The 21,852-nt window shown below is 72.4% G+C and carries 19 protein-coding genes; 5 read left to right on the top strand and 14 right to left on the bottom strand.

The genetic code is table 11. The features are described from left to right. Window positions 1-9: 9 nt before the first annotated feature. The 6 genes from ACF1AL_RS34555 to ACF1AL_RS34530 are packed head-to-tail and all read right to left on the bottom strand — an operon-like array spanning window position 10 to window position 6,455. Complete coding sequence (locus ACF1AL_RS34555; RefSeq protein WP_391777799.1) at window positions 10-816, bottom strand: ABC transporter ATP-binding protein; 807 nt, start codon at window positions 814-816, stop codon at window positions 10-12. Then, window positions 813-1,835, bottom strand: a complete 1,023-nt coding sequence (locus ACF1AL_RS34550) for an ABC transporter ATP-binding protein (RefSeq protein WP_391777800.1) — start codon at window positions 1,833-1,835, stop codon at window positions 813-815. Before ACF1AL_RS34550 ends, ACF1AL_RS34555 begins: the two co-directional genes overlap by 4 nt. Further along, entirely contained in the window at window positions 1,832-2,707 is an 876-nt protein-coding gene (locus ACF1AL_RS34545; RefSeq protein WP_391777801.1) for an ABC transporter permease, read from the bottom strand. The genes ACF1AL_RS34550 and ACF1AL_RS34545 overlap by 4 nt, the downstream gene beginning before the upstream one ends. Beyond that, window positions 2,704-3,723: an ABC transporter permease gene (locus ACF1AL_RS34540; protein WP_391777802.1), complete on the bottom strand. Its 1,020-nt coding sequence runs from the start codon at window positions 3,721-3,723 to the stop codon at window positions 2,704-2,706. Before ACF1AL_RS34540 ends, ACF1AL_RS34545 begins: the two co-directional genes overlap by 4 nt. Further along, window positions 3,720-5,348: an amidohydrolase gene (locus ACF1AL_RS34535; protein ID WP_391777803.1), complete on the bottom strand. Its 1,629-nt coding sequence runs from the start codon at window positions 5,346-5,348 to the stop codon at window positions 3,720-3,722. The genes ACF1AL_RS34540 and ACF1AL_RS34535 overlap by 4 nt, the downstream gene beginning before the upstream one ends. Window positions 5,349-5,384: 36 nt before the next feature. Then, entirely contained in the window at window positions 5,385-6,455 is a 1,071-nt protein-coding gene (locus ACF1AL_RS34530) for a C45 family autoproteolytic acyltransferase/hydolase (protein ID WP_391777804.1), read from the bottom strand. Window positions 6,456-6,648: 193 nt separating this feature from the next. On the opposite strand from ACF1AL_RS34530, the gene ACF1AL_RS34525 reads away from it, so the two are divergent. From ACF1AL_RS34525 to ACF1AL_RS34515, 3 genes are all read left to right on the top strand, one after another. After that, entirely contained in the window at window positions 6,649-7,677 is a 1,029-nt protein-coding gene (locus ACF1AL_RS34525; RefSeq protein ID WP_391777805.1) for a LacI family DNA-binding transcriptional regulator, read from the top strand. A gap of 157 nt (window positions 7,678-7,834) precedes the next feature. After that, a complete protein-coding gene (locus ACF1AL_RS34520; protein ID WP_391777806.1) occupies window positions 7,835-8,770 on the top strand; it encodes an ADP-ribosylglycohydrolase family protein in 936 nt (311 codons plus the stop codon). A gap of 50 nt (window positions 8,771-8,820) precedes the next feature. Then, on the top strand, window positions 8,821-10,077 hold the full coding sequence (locus tag ACF1AL_RS34515) for an epoxide hydrolase family protein (RefSeq protein ID WP_391777807.1): 1,257 nt from the start codon (window positions 8,821-8,823) through the stop codon (window positions 10,075-10,077). Window positions 10,078-10,104: 27 nt separating this feature from the next. On the opposite strand, the gene ACF1AL_RS34510 is transcribed toward ACF1AL_RS34515, so the two are convergent. The 3 genes from ACF1AL_RS34510 to ACF1AL_RS34500 form a co-directional block, all read right to left on the bottom strand. Next, window positions 10,105-10,956, bottom strand: coding sequence for an ASCH domain-containing protein (locus ACF1AL_RS34510; protein ID WP_391828550.1), 852 nt, complete (start codon window positions 10,954-10,956; stop codon window positions 10,105-10,107). Between the two features lie 77 nt (window positions 10,957-11,033). Continuing rightward, window positions 11,034-12,509 carry a UbiD family decarboxylase gene (locus ACF1AL_RS34505; RefSeq protein WP_391777809.1) on the bottom strand — a complete coding sequence of 492 codons (1,476 nt, stop codon included), beginning with the start codon at window positions 12,507-12,509 and terminating at the stop codon, window positions 11,034-11,036. A 64-nt stretch (window positions 12,510-12,573) separates the two neighbouring features. After that, window positions 12,574-13,164, bottom strand: a complete 591-nt coding sequence (locus ACF1AL_RS34500) for a non-oxidative hydroxyarylic acid decarboxylases subunit B (protein WP_391661194.1) — start codon at window positions 13,162-13,164, stop codon at window positions 12,574-12,576. 195 nt (window positions 13,165-13,359) lie between these two features. Between ACF1AL_RS34500 and ACF1AL_RS34495 the strand changes: the two genes are divergently transcribed. Then, window positions 13,360-14,283, top strand: coding sequence for a helix-turn-helix transcriptional regulator (locus tag ACF1AL_RS34495; RefSeq protein ID WP_391777810.1), 924 nt, complete (start codon window positions 13,360-13,362; stop codon window positions 14,281-14,283). Between the two features lie 65 nt (window positions 14,284-14,348). On the opposite strand, the gene xdhC is transcribed toward ACF1AL_RS34495, so the two are convergent. The 4 genes from xdhC to ACF1AL_RS34475 all read right to left on the bottom strand — a co-directional run bounded on the left by xdhC (window position 14,349) and on the right by ACF1AL_RS34475 (window position 20,106). Beyond that, window positions 14,349-15,158: a xanthine dehydrogenase accessory protein XdhC gene (xdhC, locus tag ACF1AL_RS34490; RefSeq protein ID WP_391777811.1), complete on the bottom strand. Its 810-nt coding sequence runs from the start codon at window positions 15,156-15,158 to the stop codon at window positions 14,349-14,351. Window position 15,159: 1 nt separating this feature from the next. Further along, window positions 15,160-17,550, bottom strand: a complete 2,391-nt coding sequence (xdhB, locus tag ACF1AL_RS34485; RefSeq protein ID WP_391777812.1) for a xanthine dehydrogenase molybdopterin binding subunit — start codon at window positions 17,548-17,550, stop codon at window positions 15,160-15,162. Further along, window positions 17,547-19,028, bottom strand: a complete 1,482-nt coding sequence (locus ACF1AL_RS34480; protein ID WP_391777813.1) for a xanthine dehydrogenase small subunit — start codon at window positions 19,026-19,028, stop codon at window positions 17,547-17,549. Before ACF1AL_RS34480 ends, xdhB begins: the two co-directional genes overlap by 4 nt. Window positions 19,029-19,542: 514 nt before the next feature. Beyond that, complete coding sequence (locus ACF1AL_RS34475) at window positions 19,543-20,106, bottom strand: dihydrofolate reductase family protein (protein ID WP_391777814.1); 564 nt, start codon at window positions 20,104-20,106, stop codon at window positions 19,543-19,545. A 286-nt stretch (window positions 20,107-20,392) separates the two neighbouring features. Between ACF1AL_RS34475 and ACF1AL_RS34470 the strand changes: the two genes are divergently transcribed. Then, a complete protein-coding gene (locus ACF1AL_RS34470; protein ID WP_391777815.1) occupies window positions 20,393-20,830 on the top strand; it encodes a nuclear transport factor 2 family protein in 438 nt (145 codons plus the stop codon). Window positions 20,831-20,962: 132 nt separating this feature from the next. On the opposite strand, the gene ACF1AL_RS34465 is transcribed toward ACF1AL_RS34470, so the two are convergent. Then, window positions 20,963-21,823, bottom strand: coding sequence for a carbohydrate-binding protein (locus tag ACF1AL_RS34465; RefSeq protein WP_391777816.1), 861 nt, complete (start codon window positions 21,821-21,823; stop codon window positions 20,963-20,965). Window positions 21,824-21,852 lie beyond the last annotated feature (29 nt).

The raw sequence follows: 21,852 nt of genomic DNA, 5'->3' as shown, positions 1-21,852 counted from the left end.
ATCTCCTGGTCAGGGTCGGGCGGTGAGGGTCTCGGGGTCCCACCCGCTGCGCGGGACGCTGTCGCGCAGCAAGCGGGTGTAGGGGTGCTGAGGGTGGTCCAGGACGTCGGCGGTGGGCCCCTGCTCGACGACGGCGCCGTGCCGCATGACGATCGCGTCGTCGGTGACCTGCCGGACGACGGCGAGATCGTGGCTGATGAACAGGTAGCTCACGCCGCGCTCGCGCCGGATGTCCGTCAGCAGGTTGAGGATCTGCGCCTGGATGGAGACGTCCAGGGCGGACACGGCCTCGTCGAGGATGAGGACGGCCGGGTCGGCGGCGAGCGCACGGGCGATGGCCACGCGCTGGCGCTGCCCGCCGGACAGGGACCTCGGCAGCGCCGCCAGCTGGCGGTCGTCGAGCCCGACCAGCTCGGCGAGTTCGCCCACCCGCTTCCGGGTCGCCTCGCGGCCCAGCCGGGCGTGCACGCCGACGACCTCCGCGAGGCAGTCGCCGATGCGCTGACGGCGGTCGAGCGAGGTGTAGGGGTCCTGGAAGACGATCTGGATGTCCCGGCCGCGCTCACGGCGGCTGCGCGCGGAACGCGCCGGACGGGTGCGGTCCTCGCCACGGAAGAGGACGCGCCCGCCGGTGGGACGCTCCAGGCCGATGATCATCCGGGCCGTGGTGGTCTTCCCGGAGCCGGACTCGCCGACGATGCCGAGGGCACCGCCCGGGGCCAGGGTGAAGCTGACGTCGGCGACCGCGGTCGCCTCGGTGCGTCCCCGGCCGAACGTCTTGGTCAGGTGCTCGACCACGAGCAGCGGTTCGGTCATGGCTGGATCTCCTCGTTCGACGCGGGGCCGGCATACTCCCGCGGCCCCGTCCGGCCGCGCAGCCCGGGCATCCGCACGCACCGGGTCTCCGAGGAGCCGATCCGCAGCAACGCAGGCACGCTCTCCCGGCATTCGGGCTGCGCGACGTGGCAGCGCGGCGCGAACGCACAGCCGTCCGGCGCCTCGTAGGCGGTGGTCGGATGACCGGCGATCGCGGGCAGCCGTTCCACCCGCCGGCCGATCTCGGGCCGCGCCTGGACCAGCGCGGCCGTATAGGGGTGCAGCGGGTCCTCGTGCAGCCGCGCCGATGCCTGACGCTCCATCACCTGGCCCGCGTACAGCACGATCGTCTCGTCGCACACGGCACCGGCGAGCTCCAGGTCGTGCGTGATGAAGAGCATCGCCATGCCGTACTCGCGCCGCATGCGCCCGAGGATCGCCATCACCTCGGCCTGGGTGGTGACGTCGAGCGCGGTCGTCGGCTCGTCGGCGAGGACGAGCCGGGGCCGCGCGGCGACCGCGGCGGCGATCATCACGCGTTGCAGCAGGCCGCCGGACAGCTCGTGCGGGAACTGCCGCAGCCGGCGCTCCGGGTCCGCGATCCCGACCTCGGCGAGCAGGTCCCCCGCGCGCCGGAGCGCGGCGGGCTTCGGCATCCGGTCGTTGGTGCGCAGCGCCTCGGTGAGGAAGTCGCCGATCGTGCGGACGGGGTTGGTGTGGGCCCGCGCGTCCTGGAAGATCATCGCGACGTCCTTCGCCCGGTACGCGCGCAGGGCGTCGCCGCGCAGCGCGAACACCTCGGCGCCGTCGAAGCGGACGCCGCCGCGGACATCGGCCCCCTCGGGGAGCAGGCGCGCGATCGTGCGGACCGTCATCGACTTGCCCGACCCGGATTCGCCGACCAGGCCGAGCGCGCTTCCCCGGTCGAGAGCGAACGAGACGTCGCGCAGCACCGTGCGCAACTCGCCCCCGACGGGAAGCCGGACGGACAGAGCGTCGACTTCGAGGAGTGGGTTCACGAGCGTGCCTCCCAGCGTTCCGTGAGCCGGTCGCCGAGCAGGTTCACGGCACCGACGGTGATGACGACGAGCGCACTGGCGAAGAGGGCCTCCTGCGGGCGCTGCTGCAGCACACCGGACATCCCGGTGCCGACCATCGCGCCCCAGTCGGACGTCGGCGGCTGCACTCCGAGGCCGATGAAGGACAGGCCGGCCAGGTCCATCAGCGCGAACCCGAAGGCGAGGGTGGCGTTGGCGACGATCAGCCCGCCCACGTTGGGCAGGATGTGGCGCACCGCGATCCGCACCCCGTGCACCCCCTGCACCTGCAGGGCCGCGACGTACGGCAGCGAGCGCTCGCGCAGGGCCGCACTGCGCACGATGCGCGCGATGTACGGCACGTACGCGACGGACAGCGCGACGACGGCGGCGTTCAGGCCCGAGCCGAACAGGGCGGTCGCCAGGATCGCCAGCAGCAGCCCGGGGAAGGCGAACACGGCGTCGACGACACGCACCACCAGCTGGTCGAACCAGCCGCCGAACCACACGGCCGCGAGCGCGAGCAGCGTCCCGAGGAGCGTGGAGACCACCACCACGAGGAACGGCCCGACCAGCGCCGTCCGGGCGCCGTGGACGAGGCGCGAGAGCAGGTCCCGCCCGCTCGCGTCGGTCCCCAGCAGATGGGTGCCGCTCGAACCCTGGTAGGCGCCGGAGAGGTCGACGGCGTCCGGATCGTGCGGTGCGAGCAGGGGAGCCAGCAGGGCGCAGCACACGAGGAGTCCGAGGACGGTGAGCGCCACCCAGCCGGACACGCCGATGGATCCGGTACGCCGCGCCGCCCGCGCCCCGGCCCCTCGGACCCGGAAGCGCCGTACCGCTGTCGTCGTGCTCATGCGTCCTTCTTCCCGACCGACACCCGCGGGTCGAGCAGGGTGTAGGCGATGTCGATGAGGGTGTTCAGCACGATGAAGGCTGCGACGTACAGCAGGCAGATCGCCTGGACGACGGGGAAGTCCTTCTGCTGCACGGCGTTCACGAGGAACTGACCGAGCCCGCCGAGCTGGAAGACCTGCTCCACGACGACGCTTCCCGCGATCAGCCCGGCGATCGTGAGACCCGCGACGGTGAGCACGGGCATCGCCGCGTTGCGCAGCACGTGCCGGCGCACCACGGCCCCGCGCGGCAGCCCGCGGCTGATCGCCGTCTGCACGTGGTCGGCCGTCAACTCCTGCCGGACCGCGGTCTGGGTGAGCCGCGCGACGAACGCCACGGAGGCGAGCGCGAGCGCCAGCGCCGGCAGCACCAGGTGGTGGAGCATGTCGAGACCCGCACGGCCGGCCCCGAACACCGGGAACCACTCCAGGTCGACGGCGAACACGATGATCAGTACGACCGCGCCGACGAAGGTCGGCACCGCCATGACGCCCGTCGCGCCGGCCATCGCGGACCGCGACAGCCAGCCGGGCCTGAGACCCGCGAGCGTGCCGATGGCCAACCCGAGCATCAGGACGATCGCGGCGGCCATGAGGACGAGCAGCGCGGTGGTCACCGCCCGGCTCGCGACCAGCGACGACACCGGCTGGTGGTAGATGACCGACGTGCCGAAGTCACCGCGCACGACGCCGGACAGCCACCGCAGGTACTGCTGCCCGACGGAGTCGTCCAGGTGGTACTCGGCCCTGATCGCGGCGATCGCGTCGGGGCTCATGGTGCGCCCGTGCGTGAGATAGGTGAGCGGGCTGCCCGGCGCGGCGTAGAGCGCGCCGAAGACGACCAGACTCGCGATGAACAAGGTCACCACCAGCCCCACCACGCGAGCGGCGACGAACCGCAGCATCGCCCCGGCGGGCCGCCGCCTCCCCTTCACCCGTGCCGACGGCACCGCCGCCGGCACGGTGGCCTGGCTCATCGGTGCACCCCCGGCTGTGCGCGGTGCACCACACGGCCGCCCACGACGGTCCGCAGCACCCGGGTGTCGAGCAGTTCCTCCAGCGGCCGGGCGAAGATGTCCCGGTCGAGCACGACGAAGTCGGCGTACAGCCCCTCGGCGAGACGGCCGTGCAGGTGCTCGGAGCGGCTCGCCCAGGCGGCGTCACGGGTGGCGTGCACGATCGCCTCGGCCAACGGCAGGGCGTAGTGGGGGATGTTGGCGGGCAGCGACGGATCCAGGGCCGAACGCCGGGTCGCCGCGACGAACATGTTGGGCAGCGGCGCGTGCGGCGAGGTGGGGGAGTCGGTGCCGAGGACGAGCGTGGCCCCGGCGTCGGTCATCTCGGGCCACGGGAAGCCGCGGTCGACGCGCTCGTCGCCGAGGACGCGGCGCCAGTTCTCCTGGATGGCGGGGTCGGCGTGCACGGGCTGCATGCTCGCCGTGATGCCGAGGGCCGCCAGGCGGTCGATGTCCGCGGGGTCGACGACTTCGAGGTGCTCGATGCGGTGGCGGCGCTCCCGGGGGCCGTTGACGGCGACGGCGTGCTCCACGGCGCCGATCGCGACGCGGATCGCCTCGTCGCCGATGGCGTGCAGGGCCACCTGGAGGCCGGCCGCGTCCGCGGCGGCCACCACCGGCGCCAGCTCGGCGAGACTCCAGACGAGATCGGCGGTCGTGCCGTCCACGTAGGGCTTGGCGAGCGCCGCGGTGCACCCGTCGACGGTGCCGTCGACCATGACCTTGATGCCGGTCACGCGCAGGAACGGCGTCGACCGGTGGGCGGCGAGCTCCGCCGCGCGCTCGACCTGGGCGAGGTTCGCGGCCTCGTCCCCGGTGGGCTGGATGCGCCAGAACGCCGCGATGCGCGCGGTCAGGCCGCCCCGCTCGTCGGCGCGACGCATCGCCGCGTAGTCGCTCTCGCCGAGCGCCATCTCGGTCGACCCGACGACACCGGACTCCGCGTACGCCGCCAGGGCGGCCGCCAGCGCCGCGTCACGGTCGGAGTCGGTGACGAAGCCTTCGAGCACCGGCCACACCAGGTGGTGCATCGCGGTCTCGTCGACCAGGCCGGTGGCCGCGCCCCGCTCGTCCCGGTGGACCGTCCCGCCCGGTGGTGACGCCGTGGTGTCGTCGATCCCGGCTTCGGCGAGGGCGGCCGAGTTCAGCCAGATGGAGTGGAAGTCGTAGGCCTGCGCGTAGACGGGCCGGTCGGCGACGACGGCGTCGAGCATGCCCCGGTCGGGCAGGCCGCCCGGGATGTCACCGTGCTTCCAGCCGGTGGCGAGCACGCGCGGCGCGCCGGGGTTCGCCCGCGCCCAGGTCCGGATGCGGCGCTGGATCTCCTCCACCGTGCCGGCGCCCCAGAGGTCGACCTGGGACGCCGCCTCGCCGGTGCCGACCACGTGCGCGTGGCCGTCGACGAACCCGGGCAGCACGGTCGCGCCGTCGAGGTCGTGGATCAGGGCGTCCGGCCCGGCCACCCGGGCCGCCGTGTCGCCGTCGCCGACGTAGGCGAGCCGGTCGCCGGCCACCACGAGGGCCTCGGCCCAGGGGCGTTGGCCGGAGGTGAAGATCCGGGCGTTGCGATAGAGATGTGCGGGCATGGTCTTGTCCTTGTCCATCGGGTTCCTGGGGGGTTCCTAGAACCGGTCGAGGCCCTCGCGGGCCGCCGCGGCGGGGTCGGCCGCCCGGTACTCGAGGGCGAAGCCGGGCAGGTCGAGAGCAGCCGTGAGCAACGTGCTCCAGCGCTCGTGGTCCGGCTCGCAGGCGTCGGCGTGGACGCACACCACGGCGTCGGTGCCGTCATCGCCGCAGAAGGCGGCCGCGCGCCGAGGTGTGGAGCGGCCGGCCATGGCGGTGCGCACGGTCCGTGCGTGCCGGTGCCGCTCGGCCGACAGGGAAGCCGGGAGGCCGGCGTCGCCCTCGGCGAGGCGGGGGTCGAGGAAGTGGTTGGTGTGGATGATCCAGCCGTCGCTGCCGGGCGGCACGACGGCGCAGCCGGCGGGCGACATCTCGAGGGACGCCGCCGCCGCGTGACCGTCACGGTAGGTGGCCACGGTCAGCACGGTGGACGCGCTCACCCTCGCGGAGGCGACGATGCCGTGGGCCTCCGCGACCGTGGCGGCCTCCTCGAGGACACGGCGCGCGACGGCGTGGACGGGGACGCCGCCGGTGGCCCGGTCGGAGCGGTGGTGGAGGATGTTGAAGTGCAGGCCGAGGCCGGCGTCGTTCACCCCGATCTTGGCGGCCGTGCCGAACTCGGTGAAGAGCTTCACCCGGCGCCCGGTGGCGGTCACGAGGGACAGCAGCAGGCCGTCCGGTGTGAGGGCGTCGTGCCAGTCCCACGTCTGGATCGTCTCGGGCGGACCGCCGCGCGGCGGTGCGAGCACCGCGGTCGTGCACTCGCCCTTGCCGGGCGCGGCGGCGAGGATCTCGGTCCGTGCGCCGACCGCCGCCACCTGCCACGGTTCGAGTCCCGATGCCTCGGCCACGGCGTCGGACTCCTCGACGAGGGCCGGGTACCAGGCGTGCAGGGCGTCGCGGCTGCGGGCGACGATGTCACGGACGGTCGCGTCCGGGATGCCCAGCACCTCGAAATGGGCGAGGTAGCGGGCGCTGACCTCACGGACCTGGTCCGCGTGGCGCGTTCCGATCTCGCGTCCACGGGCGCGGGAGTCGGTGGTGGTCGTGCGCAGGGTGTGCAACTTCATGGTGGTGCTGTCCGACCTTTGCTGTGAGGCCCGTCACGGCGAGGGGCGGGCGCCACGCTAGGTAGGTAAAACGTTTAATACAATGGTCTGGCCGACGTCGCTCTCCGTAGTCGCTGCCGCCCGGTCCGTGTCGGCACCACGGTCCGGCGGCGTGAGGCGCACCGGCGGGCGGTACGCACCAGGGAGGTCCCCCATGGCTCGTTCGAAAGGCGTCACGATTCGCGACGTCGCCCAGCGCGCGGGTGTGTCCGTCGCGGCGGTCTCGATGGCGCTCAACGGCACCGGGACGCTGAGCGCGGCCACACGGCTGCGTGTGCGGGCCGTGGCCGAGGAGATGGAGTACCAGGCCGACGCCCTCGCGCGCGGTCTGCGGCGTTCGTCGGTCGGGGCGATCGGGCTCGTCGTGCGATCGCTGGACGCGGCAGGGGAGTACGCGCTGACGGGCGTCGACGTGTTCACCCGCTACATCGGCGCGGCATCGGCGCAGGCGATGGACCGCGGACTGAGCATGATGCTCGTGCCCGACCCCACCAAACGGCCGGCGCCACCCCTCGCGCTGTCGCTCGACGGCTACATCGTGATGATGCCGCATGTGGACGATCCCGTGATTGCCCTCCTCGAACGGCGCGGGATCCCCTACGTGACGCTCGGACGCGACCCCAGCCGCCCCGAGTTCACCGACTGGGCCACCGAGGACGACGCCTCGAGCTTCCGGCGCGTCTACGACCACTTCGCCGCATCCGGCGCCCGGTCGATCGCGCTGCTGCGCGGAACCGACCCCAACGCGTGGAACATCGACAGCGAGGCGACGTACCGCGCCTGGTGCGAGAGGGCGGGGATCACCCCGCGCGTCTACGCGTCGTCCGAACGCGCCGGAGAGCAGGGCGGCGAGACGGTCGCGCACACCATCGTGGACGACGGGATCCCCGACGCGATCCTGTGCCACACCGGCCGTCAGGCGGCCGGCGTGCTCGCGGGACTCACCTCTCGCGGCGTGGCCGTGCCCGAGCGGACCCTGCTCGCCGCCGCGTCCGACTCCGAGCACACCCGGCACAGCCGGCCCGCCATCTCGGCAGTGGAACTCCACGCCGCGGAAACGACGTTGGCGCTGCTCGACCTCCTCCAGGCACGCATCGCGGGGGAGCCCAGCGCGGGCCCGATCCTGACGACGGCCCGCTTCCGGATCCGCGCGTCCTCGCGGCGTACGGAACCGCATCCGTGACGTCGGCCGTGCGGGGCGGGCAGGTCTGCGCGAGGTTCGCCGTCGGCGCGGGGCAGGTGACTGTGGCGTTCGCCGTACGGCATGGGCCCGCGTCGCTTGCCGCGCCGGCGTTCCCGCACCCGCGCGGACGCCGGCGTGGCACGGATAGCCTGCCCGCATGAAGCGGATGCAGCGTGTCGCCGGGGCGGTCGTCGGCTCGGCGGTGGGGGACGCCCTGGGCGGCCCCTTCGAGTTCGGCCCTCCGGGAGCGTTCTCCGCGCGGTTTCCGGCGCCCGGTGGCGGCGGCGAGATGTGCGGAGGCGGTGGCTGGGACCCCGGCGAGGCCACCGACGACACCCAGATGGCCGTCCTCGTCGCGGAGTCGCTGCTGGAACGGGGCCGGCTGGACCTGCCGGACATCTTCGCCCGCTTCCAGCGGTGGGTGGCGTCGGAACCCAAGGACATCGGCCTGCAGACCGAGGACGTCCTGACCAACGGCATGCCCTGGAACCGCGCCGCCGCGACGCACTTCCGGGTGAACCGGCGAGCCGCGGGAAACGGCGCCCTGATGCGGGCGACGACCTCCGCCGTGCACTTCGCCGCCGCCGGCCGCGAAGCCACCCTGGACGCGGCCCGCCACATCGCCGCCCTGACTCACGGGGACCCCGCGGCCTGGGAAGGCACCGCGATCTTCCACGAACTCGTCCGCCTCACCCTCCAGGACGCCGACCCCCTCACCGCGATCCCGGACGTCCTGGCCGTCGTCCACCCCGATCACCGCGACCGCTACGCCACCGTCCTCGCCCCCGACTGGCACCCCGACCGGGCCACCGAGTTCAACGGCGCCGTCTGGCCCTGCCTCGGCTCCGCCGTGTGGGCCCTGCGCACCACCGGCGGCTTCGAGGACGCGCTGCGCGCGGCGGTCGACCTCGGCGGTGACACGGACACCGTCGCCGCGGTGACCGGAGGGCTGGCCGGGGCGTACTACGGCCTGGACGCGATCCCCGCCCACTGGACCCGGCCGCTCCACGTGCCGCTCCCGGGCTTCGACGGACGGGTGCTGCGCCTGCCGGACCTGCTCGCCCTCGCACACCGCCTCGGAGGCGGCCCGTGACCGGCTGCGAACTCCCTCCGACTTGAGGCCCGTCGACAAGGAGTCACGGCATGACCGTCCCGAAGACCTTCCCCCTGGAGCCCACCCCGATCCATGTGCCCGACGAGGTGCTCGATGATCTGCGCACCCGTCTCGCGCTGACCCGGCCGCCGGTCGACGAGGGGAACGAGGACTGGTCCTACGGCGTCCCCGACAGCTATGTGCGTGAGCTGATCGCCTACTGGCGAACCGGCTACGACTGGCGCAAGGCCGAGTCCGCCCTCAACCGCTACGAGCACTACGAGGTGAGCGTCGCGGGCGTCCCGGTGCACTTCCTGCGCAAGCCGGGCCGGGGGCCCCGCCCGATTCCGCTGATCCTCACCCACGGCTGGCCGTGGACATTCTGGCACTGGTCCAAAGTGATCGACCCGCTCGCCGACCCGGCCGCCTTCGGCGGCGACCCCGCCGACGCGTTCGACGTCATCGTGCCGTCGCTGCCCGGCTTCGGCTTCCCCGGCCCGCTCACCGGCTTCCCGGACGTCAACTTCTGGAAGGTCGCCGACCTCTGGCACCTCCTGATGACCCGGACCCTCGGCTACGACAAGTACGCCGCCGGGGGCTGCGACATCGGCGGGCTGGTCTCCAGCCAGCTCGGCCACAAGTACGCCGACGAGCTGTACGGCATCCACATCGGCTCCGGGCTTCCGCTGGACTTCTTCAACGGGCCCCGCGCCTGGGACTTCGCCCGCAACCGGCCCCTCACCGACGACCAGCGCCCGGACGTCCGTGCCCGCACCGTCGAGCTCGACCGCCGCTTCGCGTCCCACGTCGCCGTGCACATGCTCGACGGCGCCACCCTGGCCCACGCCCTGAGCGACTCACCCGCCGGACTGCTCGCCTGGCTGCTGGAGCGGTGGAACGCCTGGAGCGACAACGGCGGCGACCTCGCATCGGTCTTCTCCAAGGACGACCTGCTCACCCACGCCACGATCTACTGGGTGAACAACTCCATCGCCACGTCGATGCGGTACTACGCCAACGCCAACCGCCACCCGTGGACACCGGCCCACGACCGCACCCCCGTCGTCCAGGCCCCGGTCGGCGTCACCCTCATGACGTACGAGAACCCGCCCGGCATCCACACCGCCGACGAGCGGATCGAGGCGTTCAAGAGGGGCCCGCAGTCGACCTGGTTCCACCACGTCAACGTCAACGCCCATGACCACGGGGGCCACTTCATTCCGTGGGAGAACCCGGAAGCCTGGGTGAACGACCTGCGCCGCACGTTCCACGACCGCCGGCAGGCATCCGCCCCGCGGACCACGTGAACGACTAGGACGCTGCCTCGCGGGTCATCACATGTCGTTGATCTGGAAGGTGATGACGTCGACTTCGTCGGTGTCCGTCAGATCCGGGTAGTGGCCCTTGAGGACTTCACGGAGTTCGGATGCGGTCGACAGCCCCTCGGCTTGGGCGTCCTGGTCGGTGAGATCGCTGACCAGGCAGTGCCTGATGCCGGTCACCTCTGCCGGCAGGACGACTTCGGGGTCGCTCTCGAACACCAGCCGTGCCGGCCCCGGCTGGGCCGGGTCCCGGAAGCGGGTGGTCCTGGTCTTGGCACCGGAGCGGACGTCTTCGAGATAGCGAGGGTGGAACCGGATGATCGGCGGGCCGGACGTCTCGGGGTCCTGGTAGAGCGACGGGTCGAGACCGTTCATGCCTCCTTCCGGGGTCCATCGCTGAGTCAGCGGCATCAGGTCGGCGGCGAGAACGGACCTGGGCCCCTCGGGTGTGGGCACGATGACGCGCATGGTGGGGTAGTAGTCCACGAAGACCTGCCGATCGCGCCCGCACGGGCCGACGACCCCGCGCCCGTGATTCCCCACGGCGACGATGCAGCGCATCTGGCGGGCACCCTGGGCCCGTGCGGCGCCCAGGGCCACGAGCTCGGCGCAGGGCCCGCCGGTGAAGTGATAGAGGTTCACGCCGGCGAACATCCGGTAGTCGGCGGCCATGACCGCGGCCCCCATCGTGTGGATCCCGTCTTCGTCGGGCCCGGCGTCGGTGTGCGCGTCTATGGTGCGGCGGGCCAGCTCCACGAGCTCACGCTCGTCATCGTCGAGAGCTCGTGCGGATGACGGTACGTACACGTTTCCAGCCTTCCCTTCCGTCGGCAGTCGCCGAAGAGCATTCCACGCCACGCACATGGCCTCCACGGGATTTCGGATCATCTCGACCGGGCCCCATGGGGTGGTGACCAGCGTCTCGGATTGAGCCGGCGCCGTCAGCGGTACCCGTAAGCACCCCAGTTGTCCCGCACCCGCTGCCGCAGCTCCCGCGGGTAGGAGGTCGCGAACGAGGCGGTCGTGCCGCGGACTTCTCCGCTGAACTCCTCCGGGCGCAGGCAGCTGAGCACCGACTTGCCGCCCCGGCCCGTGCGGATCTGTTCCGGGGTGAGGTAGGGGACCATGGGGATGCCGGGGGCGTCGGGGAAGGTGTACTCGGTGCCGGGGCGGTAGCGGGTCGCCAGGGCCCAGGCGACCTGGCCGATGTCGGTGACGTCGATGTCGGAGCCGACCAGGATCACCTTGGGCACCAGCCACCCGGCGTGCGAGTCGAACAGTACCCTCGCCACGTCCTGGACCAGTTCCGCCTCCGTGGTGGCGCGGGCGGCCAGCTCGTGCCGGTCGACGGAGACCACCATCCAGCAGGTCGCCGCCTCGTACGAGCACCACGCCAGGTCGACCGGCAGCCCGGCCGAGCGCAGCAGGTCCGTGGCCTCCGCGGCGATCATCGTGCCCCAGATCGTGTGGTTCTCCTCCGGCGGTAGACCCGCCACGCACACCGGCAGGATGGCCTGATCGCGGAAGGTCATCGCCTCCACGTGGAACACCGGCTGCGGCTTGCTGCCGGAGAACGCGTAGCCGTGGTACTCGCCCATCGGCCCCTCGGGCAGGGTCTCGTCGGCGCTGATGTACCCCTCCAGCACGATCTCCGCGTTGGCCGGCACATACAGGCCGTTCGTCTCCGTCCGTACGACCTCGACGCCGGTGCCGGTCAGCGCGCCCACGTAACCGTCCTCGTTCACCCGGGCCGGCAGCGGCATGCCCGCGGCCGCCAGCGCCGCCGGCGGAGCGCCCAGGACCATCGCCCAAGGCGTGGGCTCGCCCTGCGCGCGCCACATGTCGCGGATCATGCCGACGTGCTGCTGGGCCATGGCCGGACCGACCAGCGTCCTGCGGTCGTGCAGCATGGTGCGGGCCACGGACCAGCTCGTCCACGTGCCGTCGGGGCTTTGCACCACATGGAAGCCGTACGTGCCCAGGTACCGGCCCCCGTCCTCCTGGTGCAGCAGCGGCACGGGCAGCCGTTCCAGGTCGACGTCCTCGCCGAGCAGGATGTTCTGCTTGCACGGCCCGGTCGGCACGATCCGCGGCGGCACCGGGTCGGCGTGCATCGCGGCCACCAGCTTCTCCACGATGTCCCGCGGGGTGCTGTGGCCGGGCAGGCCGAAGTGCGCGGCGAGCCTGCCGTAGGCGCTGCTCAGCCCCGCCGGAGCGCCGAGGATCCGCATCCCGGCGGCGCCCGCGGACAGCGCGGTGAACAAGGGCGCGGGGGCGTGCGTCTCGTAGACCCGGCGGGTCACCGCGCCGACCTCCAGGTGCGGGTCCACGGTCCTGTCGATCCGTACGGCGTCCTCGCGGCGCAGCAGTTCGTCGACGAAGTCCCGGAAATTCAGTGCCGGGCCGTGCTGGGGCATGAGCTCTCTCCTGGTGATGACGGACGTACGGAAAACGGTGAGCGGCAGCGCGACGCCGGCGCGGTCAGGCCGCCGGGGCCCGGCGGCGGGCCTCGCGCATGCCCTCCCAGCGGCGGGCCCGCGGGACGGGCAGGTCGAACTGGTCGAGGACGCGGCAGACGAGGTGGTCGACGATGTCGTCGACGGAGGCCGGGTGGTTGTAGAAGGCGGGCATCGGCGGCACGATGCGCACGCCCATCCGGGCCAGGGCGAGCATGTTCTCCAGATGGATCTCGCTGAGCGGGGTCTCACGCGGCACGAGGACCAGGGGCCTGCGTTCCTTGAGCACCACGTCGGCCGCCCGGCCCACGAGGCCCTCGGCGTAACCGGCGCGCACACCGGCGAGGGTCTTCATGCTGCACGGCACGATGACCATGCCGTCGGTGCGGAAGGAACCCGAGGAGATCGCCGCGCCCTGATCGGAGGGGTTGTGGACCACGTCGGCGAGATCCGACACCTCCCGCACCGAACGGCCGGTCTCCAGCTCGATGGTGGTGCGGGCCCAGCGGCTGAGCACCAGATGTGTCTCCACGTCCGCCAGGCCCCGCAGGACCTCCAGCAGCCGGACCCCCAGGACAGCGCCGGTCGCGCCGGTCATCCCCACGATCAGCCGCATCGGGCCACCTCGTCTCTCACTCGCTCGCGTCGGCCCAGGTCGCTGGCAGGACAAGTTCGGCCATGCGTCCGTCCGTGTGGACCGCATGCCCGATTGGCTTCTGACCTGGGACTTCTTAGACTCTAGGCGTCGGATCCGGTCGATCCGGGCAGAAAAGTCGCCACGTGATGTGCAAAAGGAGACGTGCAGCCCTCCATGGCAGGGATCCCGCAGCTGGCCTTCCCCCACCGGCCGGGAAGCCTCCCCGGTGTGCAGGTGGTCGACCTGCCGGAGCTCCTGGAGCGTGCGGCGCGCCCCGCGGACGGCCGGTTCGATCCGGTACGGCCCGCCTTCCATCTGCTGTTCACCGTGCACGCCGGGCACCTGGTGTGCGCCGTCGACGACACCGAATGCCTGGTGACCAGCGGCAGTTGGCTGTGGGTGCGCCCCGGTCAGGTGCTCCAGCTCGGCGCGGGCAGCCCGGAGATCCAGGGGACGGCAGTGCTGTTCATGGCCCACGCGCTGGGGGCGGACGCGGTCACGGCCATCGGACTCGACCAGCGGGCGTGGCGGCTGCCGGTCACCCTGACGGCCGACGCGGACGCCTCGGTACGCCAGACCCTGGCCATGCTCACCGACGAGTACCGGCAGCTCGGTCTGCTGCCCCTGGAAGCGCATGCCGAGGTGGTCCGCCATCTGCTCGCGGTCCTCCTGCTGCGGCTGACCCATCTGCCGGCCACGCCGCGGGCGCCGGCGGCGGGCAGCGAAGCCTTCCACCGCTTCCACCAGGCCGTCGAGGACCACTTCACCCGCACCCACCGCGTGGAGGACTACGCGGCCCGGCTCGGCTACAGCGTCCGCAACCTCAGCCGCGTCACCCAGGCGGCCGTCGGACTCGGCGCCAAGCGCATCATCGACGACCGGGTCCTGCTGGAGGCGCGCCGCATGCTGCTGCACACGGATCTCCCCGCTGCCTCCATCGCCGAACGACTCGGCTTCCCCAGCGCGACGGCCTTCGCCAGGTTCTTCCGCCGGCGCACGGGCGAAACCCCCACCGGCTTCCGGGCCCGTCCCCGACGCGCGCAGCCCTCACCGCCGCCCTCCGGCCGGGGACGCCCGAGCGGCGCGCCGACGACGTAGGAACGCGCGGGCCCGGAGGGCGTCCGGGCCCGCGCGCGGGGCAGTCCTGGCGAGCCGAAACGGTGTCAGCCGCCCTCGGTTTCGAACGCGCGCAGCAGGTCGGCGGCGACGCTGACCGCGATCGTCGCGGGTTCCTTGCCGGTGATGTCGGCCAGCCCGATCGGGGTCTTGATGCGGTCGATGGTGGCCTCGTCGTGGCCGCCTTCGGTCGCCAGACGCTTGCGGAACCGCGCCCACTTGGCCGCCGACCCGATCAGCCCGATGGAGCCGAGGTGGGGGAGGCGCAGCGCGGCGTCGCACAGGGCGGCGTCCTCGGCGTGGTCATGCGTCATGATCAAAACGTGCGTGCCGTGCGGCAGTTCGGCCAGCACCTCCTCGGGCAGCAGGGGCGTGTGGTGCACGTGCACCTGTGCCACCGCGTCGGCCAGTACCGCCAGCCGCTCCTTGCCGAGGAGGTCGGAGCGGCTGTCGATCAGATGCAGGTCGAGATCCTGGCGGGCCAGGATCCGCGCCAGCTCCATCCCGACGTGACCGACGCCGAAGACGGCCACCGCCCGCACCACCGGCAGCGGTTCGAGCAGCACCGAGACACTGCCGCCGCAGCACTGCACGCCGTGCTGATTGACCACCTTGTCGTTCAGGGCGAAGTCGATCAGCTCCGGCTCCGGCTTGGGCGCGGCGATCATCTCCCGCGCCCGGTCGATGGCGACGGCCTCGACGTTGCCGCCGCCGATCGAGCCCCAGGTCCCGGTCGCTCCCACGACGAGTTTCGCACCGGCGTCGCGCGGGGCGTGGCCGCGCACGGTCGCGACGGTCACCAGCACCCCTGGCTCCCGGCGTGCCCGCAACCGTGCGACCGCTGCGACCCACGTCATGTCAGGCACCGCTCAGCGCTTCTGCCGCCTCGGCGTGAGGACGGCTGCCTTGCCGGTCATCTCCCCGGCGAGCGGCCTGGATCGCCCAGTACACCGCCTCCGGCGTCGCGGGCGAGGCCAGCTCCACGCTCACCCCGTCCGGCCCGAACGCCGCCGCGGCCTGCCGCAGCGCCTCGCGCACCGAGAACGCCAGCATCAGCGGAGGTTCGCCCACCGCCTTCGACCCGTAGACCGCGCCCTCCTCGGTGGCGTTCTGCAGGAGCGTGACGTGGAACTCCTCGGGCATCTCCGAGAAGCTGGGCAGCTTGTAGGTGCTCGCGGCCTGGGTCTGCAGCCGGCCGCGGTGCGGCCCGTCACCGGTGTCCCAGCGCAGGTCCTCCAGCGTCAGCCAGCCCGCGCCCTGCACGAACCCGCCCTCGACCTGACCGATGTCGATCATCGGGGACAGGCTGTCGCCCACGTCGTGCACGATGTCCACCCGGCGGATGCGGTAGGCGCCGGTGAAGCCGTCGACCTCCACCTCGGTCGCCGCGGCACCGTAGGCGAAGTACTTGAACGGCGAGCCCCGGAACGCCTTCGCGTCCCAGTGCAGCCCCTCCGTCCGGTAGAAACCGGCCGCCGACAACTGCACCCGCTGGAAGTACGCCGTGCGCACCAGGTCGTCCCAGGCCAGCTCCCGGTCGCTGCCCAGCGCACGCGCGACACCCTCGACGATGCGCACGTCCGCCGCGCTCGTGCCCAGCTGCGTGGCGGCCACCTGCAGCAGCCGCTCGCGCAGCTGCTCGCACGCGTTCTTCACCGCCCCGCCGTTCAGGTCCGCGCCCGAACTGGCGGCGGTGGCCGAGGTGTTGGGCACCTTGTCGGTGCGCGTGGGCGCCAGCCGCACCTTGTGCAGCGGGATGCCCAGCGTGGTCGCGGCCACCTGCAGCATCTTGGTGTGCAGACCCTGGCCCATCTCGGTGCCGCCGTGGTTGATCAGGACGGAGCCGTCCTTGTAGATCAGCACCAGCGCGCCGCCCTGGTTGAAGGCGGTCAGGTTGAAGGAGATGCCGAACTTGATGCCAGTGAGCGCGAGCGCCCGCTTGGTGTGCGGGTGCGCCGCGTTGAACGCGGCGATCTCGCGCCGCCGGTCGGCGAGGCCGGCGTTCTCCTTCACCTGCTCCCAGACGGTGGAGATCCGCTCGGACTGCGTGACCGGCTGCCCGTACGGCGTCGTCTGGCCCTGGCCCGGCCGGTAGAAGTTGCGCTCCCGCAACTCCATGGGGTCCAGGCCCAGTCGAGGGGCGCAGCGGCCCAGGATGTCCTCGATCACCAGCATGCCCTGCGGTCCGCCGAAGCCGCGGAAGGCGGTGTTGGAGACCGTGTGGGTCTTGGCGATACGACCGGCGACGCGCGCGTGGGGGATCCAGTACGTGTTGTCGATGTGGCACAGCGCCCGGGCCAGCACCGGCTCGGACAGGTCCAGGCTCCAGCCGCCGTCCGCGGTCAGCGTGGCGTCCAGGGCCTGGATGCGTCCCTCCGCGTCGAAGCCGATCTTCCACGTGGCGTGGAATCCGTGGCGCTTGCCGGACATGGTCAGGTCCTGGGTCCGGTTGAGCCGGAACCGCACGGGACGGCCGGTCAGCTTGGCGCCGAGCGCGGCGATGGCCGCGAACCCGTGCGGCTGCATCTCCTTGCCGCCGAAGCCGCCCCCCATCCGCAGGCACTGCACGGTCACCTCGTGGGCGGGCACGCCGAGCACGTGCGAGACGATCTCCTGGGTCTCCGAGGGGTGCTGGGTGCTGCTCTGGACGAACACCTGCCCGTTCTCGTCGACCTGGGCCAGCGCCGCGTGCGTCTCCAGATAGAAGTGCTCCTGGCCGGCGAACTGGAACTCGCCGGTGAACACGTGCGCGGACTCGGCGAAGCCGGCGTCCACGTCGCCGTGCGTCATCACGGGCCGGGCGCCGTGGAAGCTCCCGGCCGCGATCGCGTCCTGCAGCGTGACCAGCGAGGGCAGTTCGTCGAGTTCCACCTCCACGGCCGCCGCGCCCAGCCGGGCCGCCTCCAGGGTCTCGCCGAGAACCCAGGCGACCGCATGGCCGTAGAACATGACCTCGTCGGGGAACAGCGGTTCGTCGTGCTTCATGCCGGCGTCGTTGACGCCCGGCACATCGGCTCCGGTCAGCACGCGGACCACGCCGGGCACGGCGAGCGCGGGCTCGGTGCGCAGCGCGGTGATCCGGCCGTGGGCCTTCATCACCTGGACCGGGTACGCGTGCAGCACGTCCTTGGTGCGGTGGACCAGGTCGTCGGTGTAGAGCGCGGTGCCGGTGACGTGCTGGAAGGCGCTCTCGTGCGGCATCGACACACCGACGACGGGCTTGTCGGGTCGCTCGGACAGATGGCTCATGACGACACCGCCTCGGTGGTCTGTGCGTACAGCTTCAGCAGGCTCTGGCCGAGCATCGCCGAGCGATACAGGGAGCTGGCACGGTGATCGTCCATCGGCGTGCCGTCGCCCCGCAGCACCCGCGCCGCGGCCTCGACGGTCGGCGCCGACCAGGGCTCGCCCTCCAGGGCCGCCTCGGTGGCGTACGCGCGGATCGGGGTGGCGGCCACACCGCCCAGGCCGATGCGCGCCTTGCGGACGACCCCCTGCTCGATGTCGAGCGCGAAGGCCACGGCCACGCTGGAGATGTCGTCGAAGCGCCGCTTGGCGATCTTGTGGAAGGCCGTGACCGGCGACAGCGGCAGCGGCACGCGCACCGCGCGGATCAGCTCACCGGGCCGGCGCACGCTTCGCCGGTAGCCGGTGAAGTACTCGGCCAGCGGGACCGTGCGCTCCCCGTCGGCGCCGGCGAGGACGATCGAGGCCTCCAGCGCCAGCAGCACGGGCGGGCTGTCGCCGATGGGCGAGCCGGTTCCCAGGTTGCCGCCGAGGGTTGCGCTGTTGCGGATGAGCCGGGACGCGAACTGCGGGAACAGCTCCGCCAGCAGCGGTACTTCGCCGTCGAGGCGCCGCTCGATCTCGGTGAGCGTCAGCGCCGCGCCGATCTCGACGTGATCGGCTTCGACGCGCAGTTCCCGCAGTTCGGGCAGCCGGTCGACGGCGACCACGCAATCGGCCCGGCGGGAGCGGATGTTGACCTCCACACCCCAGTCGGTGGAGCCGGCGACCACGACCGCGTCCGGACGCTCACGCAGCAACCGCAGCGTCTCGGCAAGGCTGTTCTTCCGCACGAACACACCGCCGCCTTGCGCGTATTCGGTGGCGACCGGCGCGGGCGGGGCCTGGTCGCGGCGCTGCGCCAGCGGGTCGTCTTCGGTGGGCGCGCCGACGGCGAACGCGGCGTCGCGGATCGGGCGGTACCCGGTGCAGCGGCACAGGTTCCCGCTCAGGGCGTGCAGGTCGAAGCCGTTCGGACCGTGCTCCGCGTCGGCGCTGCCAGCCGACTCCTGTGCAGAGGCCGGGTCCGCGTGCGCGCACCGGTCCGGCCGGTAGTACTCCGCGGCCATGCTGCAGACGAACCCGGGCGTGCAGTAACCGCACTGCGAGCCGCCGCGGACCGCCATCTCCTCCTGCACCGGGTGCAGGGTGGGCGGCGTGCCGGGCTCCCCGGGGACGGCGAGGCCCTCGGCGGTGACGACCTCCTGGCCGTCGAGCGCCGCGACCGGCACCAGGCAGGCGTTGACGGCCACCCAGTCGGTGGGCTTGTTCACCCCGGGACGGGCCACCAGCACCGAACAGGCGCCGCACTCACCCTCGGCGCAGCCCTCCTTGGTCCCGGTGAGGCCGCGCTCGCGCAGGAAGTCCAGCACCGTGGTGTGGGGCGCGGCCGGTGAAATGGGTGCTTCTTTCCCGTTGACCGTGATGCGCGCCCCTACCATGTCGGGCCTTCGTTTCGGTGCGCGATCGGTTCGTTCATCATGTACGCCAATGTCAGGCATTCTTTCTGTGATCGGGCGCGCCACGGGGGAGGAACCGGCGCTCAACGGCACGTGACGGCTACGTGCCGGGAAAAGAAATGGTGACGGGGGAACCCGGAAGGTGCCACGAACGGGCACGGCGGAACGGCGCGCGAATTCAGCAGCCGTGCGCGATGCGACCCGGAACCCACACCGTACGGCGGGCGAGACGACCGAGATCAGAGCTGGCGTGCATCAGCCGGTCGCCTCCTTCTCGGTCCTCATGGGTCGGCTTTCCAGCGCAAAGTAACGGCAGGGCGCCACGGAGGTCAAGAGCCCGACCTCCGCCTTGCGGTACGGCACGGCACCGCCGGCGCCGGCGACCGTGGCGGGGCGCCTGGACGGGGCTGCTGTCTGGCATCCCGGGCGCAGAAGCGGTTCCGCTCCAAGCCCGCCGGCCGGGGCACCGATCGGCCCGCGGGTCCCCGGACACCCCTTAGCGCACGACGCGGTGGCGCAGGTAGACGATCTGCGAGGGGAACGTGCGCGTCTCGACGAGTTCGAGATTCACCCGGCGTTCGTCCCGGGGAAAGTACGGGATGCCGCCGCCGACCAGCACCGGGTGGACCATGATCCGGTACTCGTCGATCAGGCCCGCCGCGGCAGCCTCGGCGGCGAGCGTCGCGCCGCCGATCGCGATCTCGCCTTCTCCCGGCTCGGCCCGCAGCCGCTCGATCTCCTCGGCCACCGTGCCTGAGGCCAGACGGGCATGGCCCTGTACCTCCGACAGCGTGGTCGAGAACACGACCTTCGGGAGCGGCTTCCAGAGCGCGGTCCACTCCCGGTTCGCGTCGTCGAGCGAGGGGTCCTCGTCGGCGGTCTCCCAGTACAGCATCGTCTCGTACAGACGGCGTCCCAGCAGATGGACGTCTACGTTCCGGATGTCGTCGATCCAGAAGCGGAAGATCTCCTCGTCGGGCTCCGACCAGTCGAAGCCGCCGTCCGGCCCGACGATGTAGCCGTCGAGTGAGACGCTCATCGAATAGGTCACGCTGCGCATGGGGCGCCCTCCTCGGTACCGGGTTCGACAGTACGACCCCGGGACGCGGCAGAACTCATCGCGGCGCGCGCGAATCGTTGCGTGTCGTCCGCGAGCTGCCTGACGAATCTCCCGGCGGCGTTCCGTGACCGGCATGGCCTGGTGGACGCGAGGGGCGGCGAGGCGGGTGGGTGAACGCCGGGGCCGGGCGTCATTACTCCGGAGGTAATGGCACCCGGCGTCCGCGGCGGCGAGGATGTCGATCACGCGTCAGACCGGCGCGCACGTCGGATCGGAGTGATGAGTCATGTCCCCAGCCGCAGCCGCGACCACCCGGAGTGTCGTGGACGAGCTGTTGCGACGGATCGGTGAGGGCGATCCCGAAGGCGTCGCGGAGCTGTACGCCGAGCGGTGCGACTGGAGGCTGGACTGGCCGGAGGCGGAGCACGGCCGTACCGCCACCCCCTGGATCCGTCACCGGTCCACCCGCGCCGACGCCGCCGCACACTTCCGCGAGCTCGCCGAGCACCACGTGCCCGGGCAGGCGGCGACCGAGATCGAGCGCATCCTCGTCCACGGCCCCGACGCCGTCGTGCTCGGCGAGATCCGTCAGACGGCCCGCTCCACCGGACGCCCCTACCGTGCCCGGTTCGCCCTGCACCTGACCGTCGAGGACGGCCTGGTCACCCGGCACCACGTCTACGAGGACAGCCTCGCCGTGGCCCAGGCGTTCGCCACGAAGTGAGCGTGCAGGCCCCGCGCCGCATGCGCCCCACACGACACCCACCGTCGCCCCCGTCGGCTGCCGGCCGGTTCGCGGACGCCGGGGGACCGGCCGGCTCGTGCGGCACGCGCTACCGGAGGGTGGTCCGCCGGGTCACGCCGCCCGCCACAGGGCCGGTACCGCCGGAGGCTCCCAGCCCGGCTGGGCCGTGTGCGGCTGGAGGCAGACGTAGCCGCGGCCGGCGTACGTCACCCGGTCCCCCGACCGGTACGTGACACCCACGGCCCACGTCCCGCCCGGCGGGGTGGGGCCGGGTCCGGGCCCGGGGTTCTGCGGGACGTCGAGGACGAAGTCGAAGGCCGCCTCGCGGCCGCCGCCCCCGTCGCGCACGGACATCACCAGCCGCGGATCGAAGATCGTGTCGGTGGTGTTGCGCGGCTCGTTCGGGAAGTAGAGCTGCGTGGTCAGCACCGGGCGGCCGGGCGCCTGCAGTTTGACGTGCAGGTGTCGCGTGCGCCCCGGGTACAGGCCCGGCACGATGGTGGTGAGCGCGAAGGAGCCGCGGGAGTCGGTGAACTGGTGCCCGCGCAGCCGGAATCCCGTGTTGTCGTAGGCGCCGCTCGCGTCGGCCTGCCAGAAGTCCAGCAGGACACCGGCCAGCGGGAGGCAGGCGCGGCCGAAGACGAATCCGGTCACGGTGAGCGGGGTGCCGGGCAGACCGGGTTCCAGGAGGCTGGTGCGCTGCGGTGAGTTCGGTTTGAAGTAGGGACCCTCCATCTGCTCGGGCGTCGGGTCGTCGCCGTCGTCGCAGGACGGGGTGAGGTCCGGTGCCGTGCCGCTCGCCGCCGAGGTGCGGGCGAGGGCCGGGCCGCCGGCCAGGGCCACAGGTATGGCCGCGGTGGCCGCGAGCGCCGCGCGCAGCACCGTCTTGCGGCGGACGAGCCGGGGAGGGCCCGGTTCGCGCTCGGATCCCGTGCCGGACCTATCCACGTCGTGCGTGCCTGCTCCGTCCATGTCTCCTCCTTGTGGGGGGCGGTGGGCAT

The sequence above is a fragment of the Streptomyces sp. NPDC014801 genome (genome assembly GCF_043082085.1).
Classification (GTDB): domain Bacteria; phylum Actinomycetota; class Actinomycetes; order Streptomycetales; family Streptomycetaceae; genus Streptomyces.
Note: the sequence above shows the minus strand (reverse complement) of the source record. Positions and strands in the feature narration are given on the sequence as shown.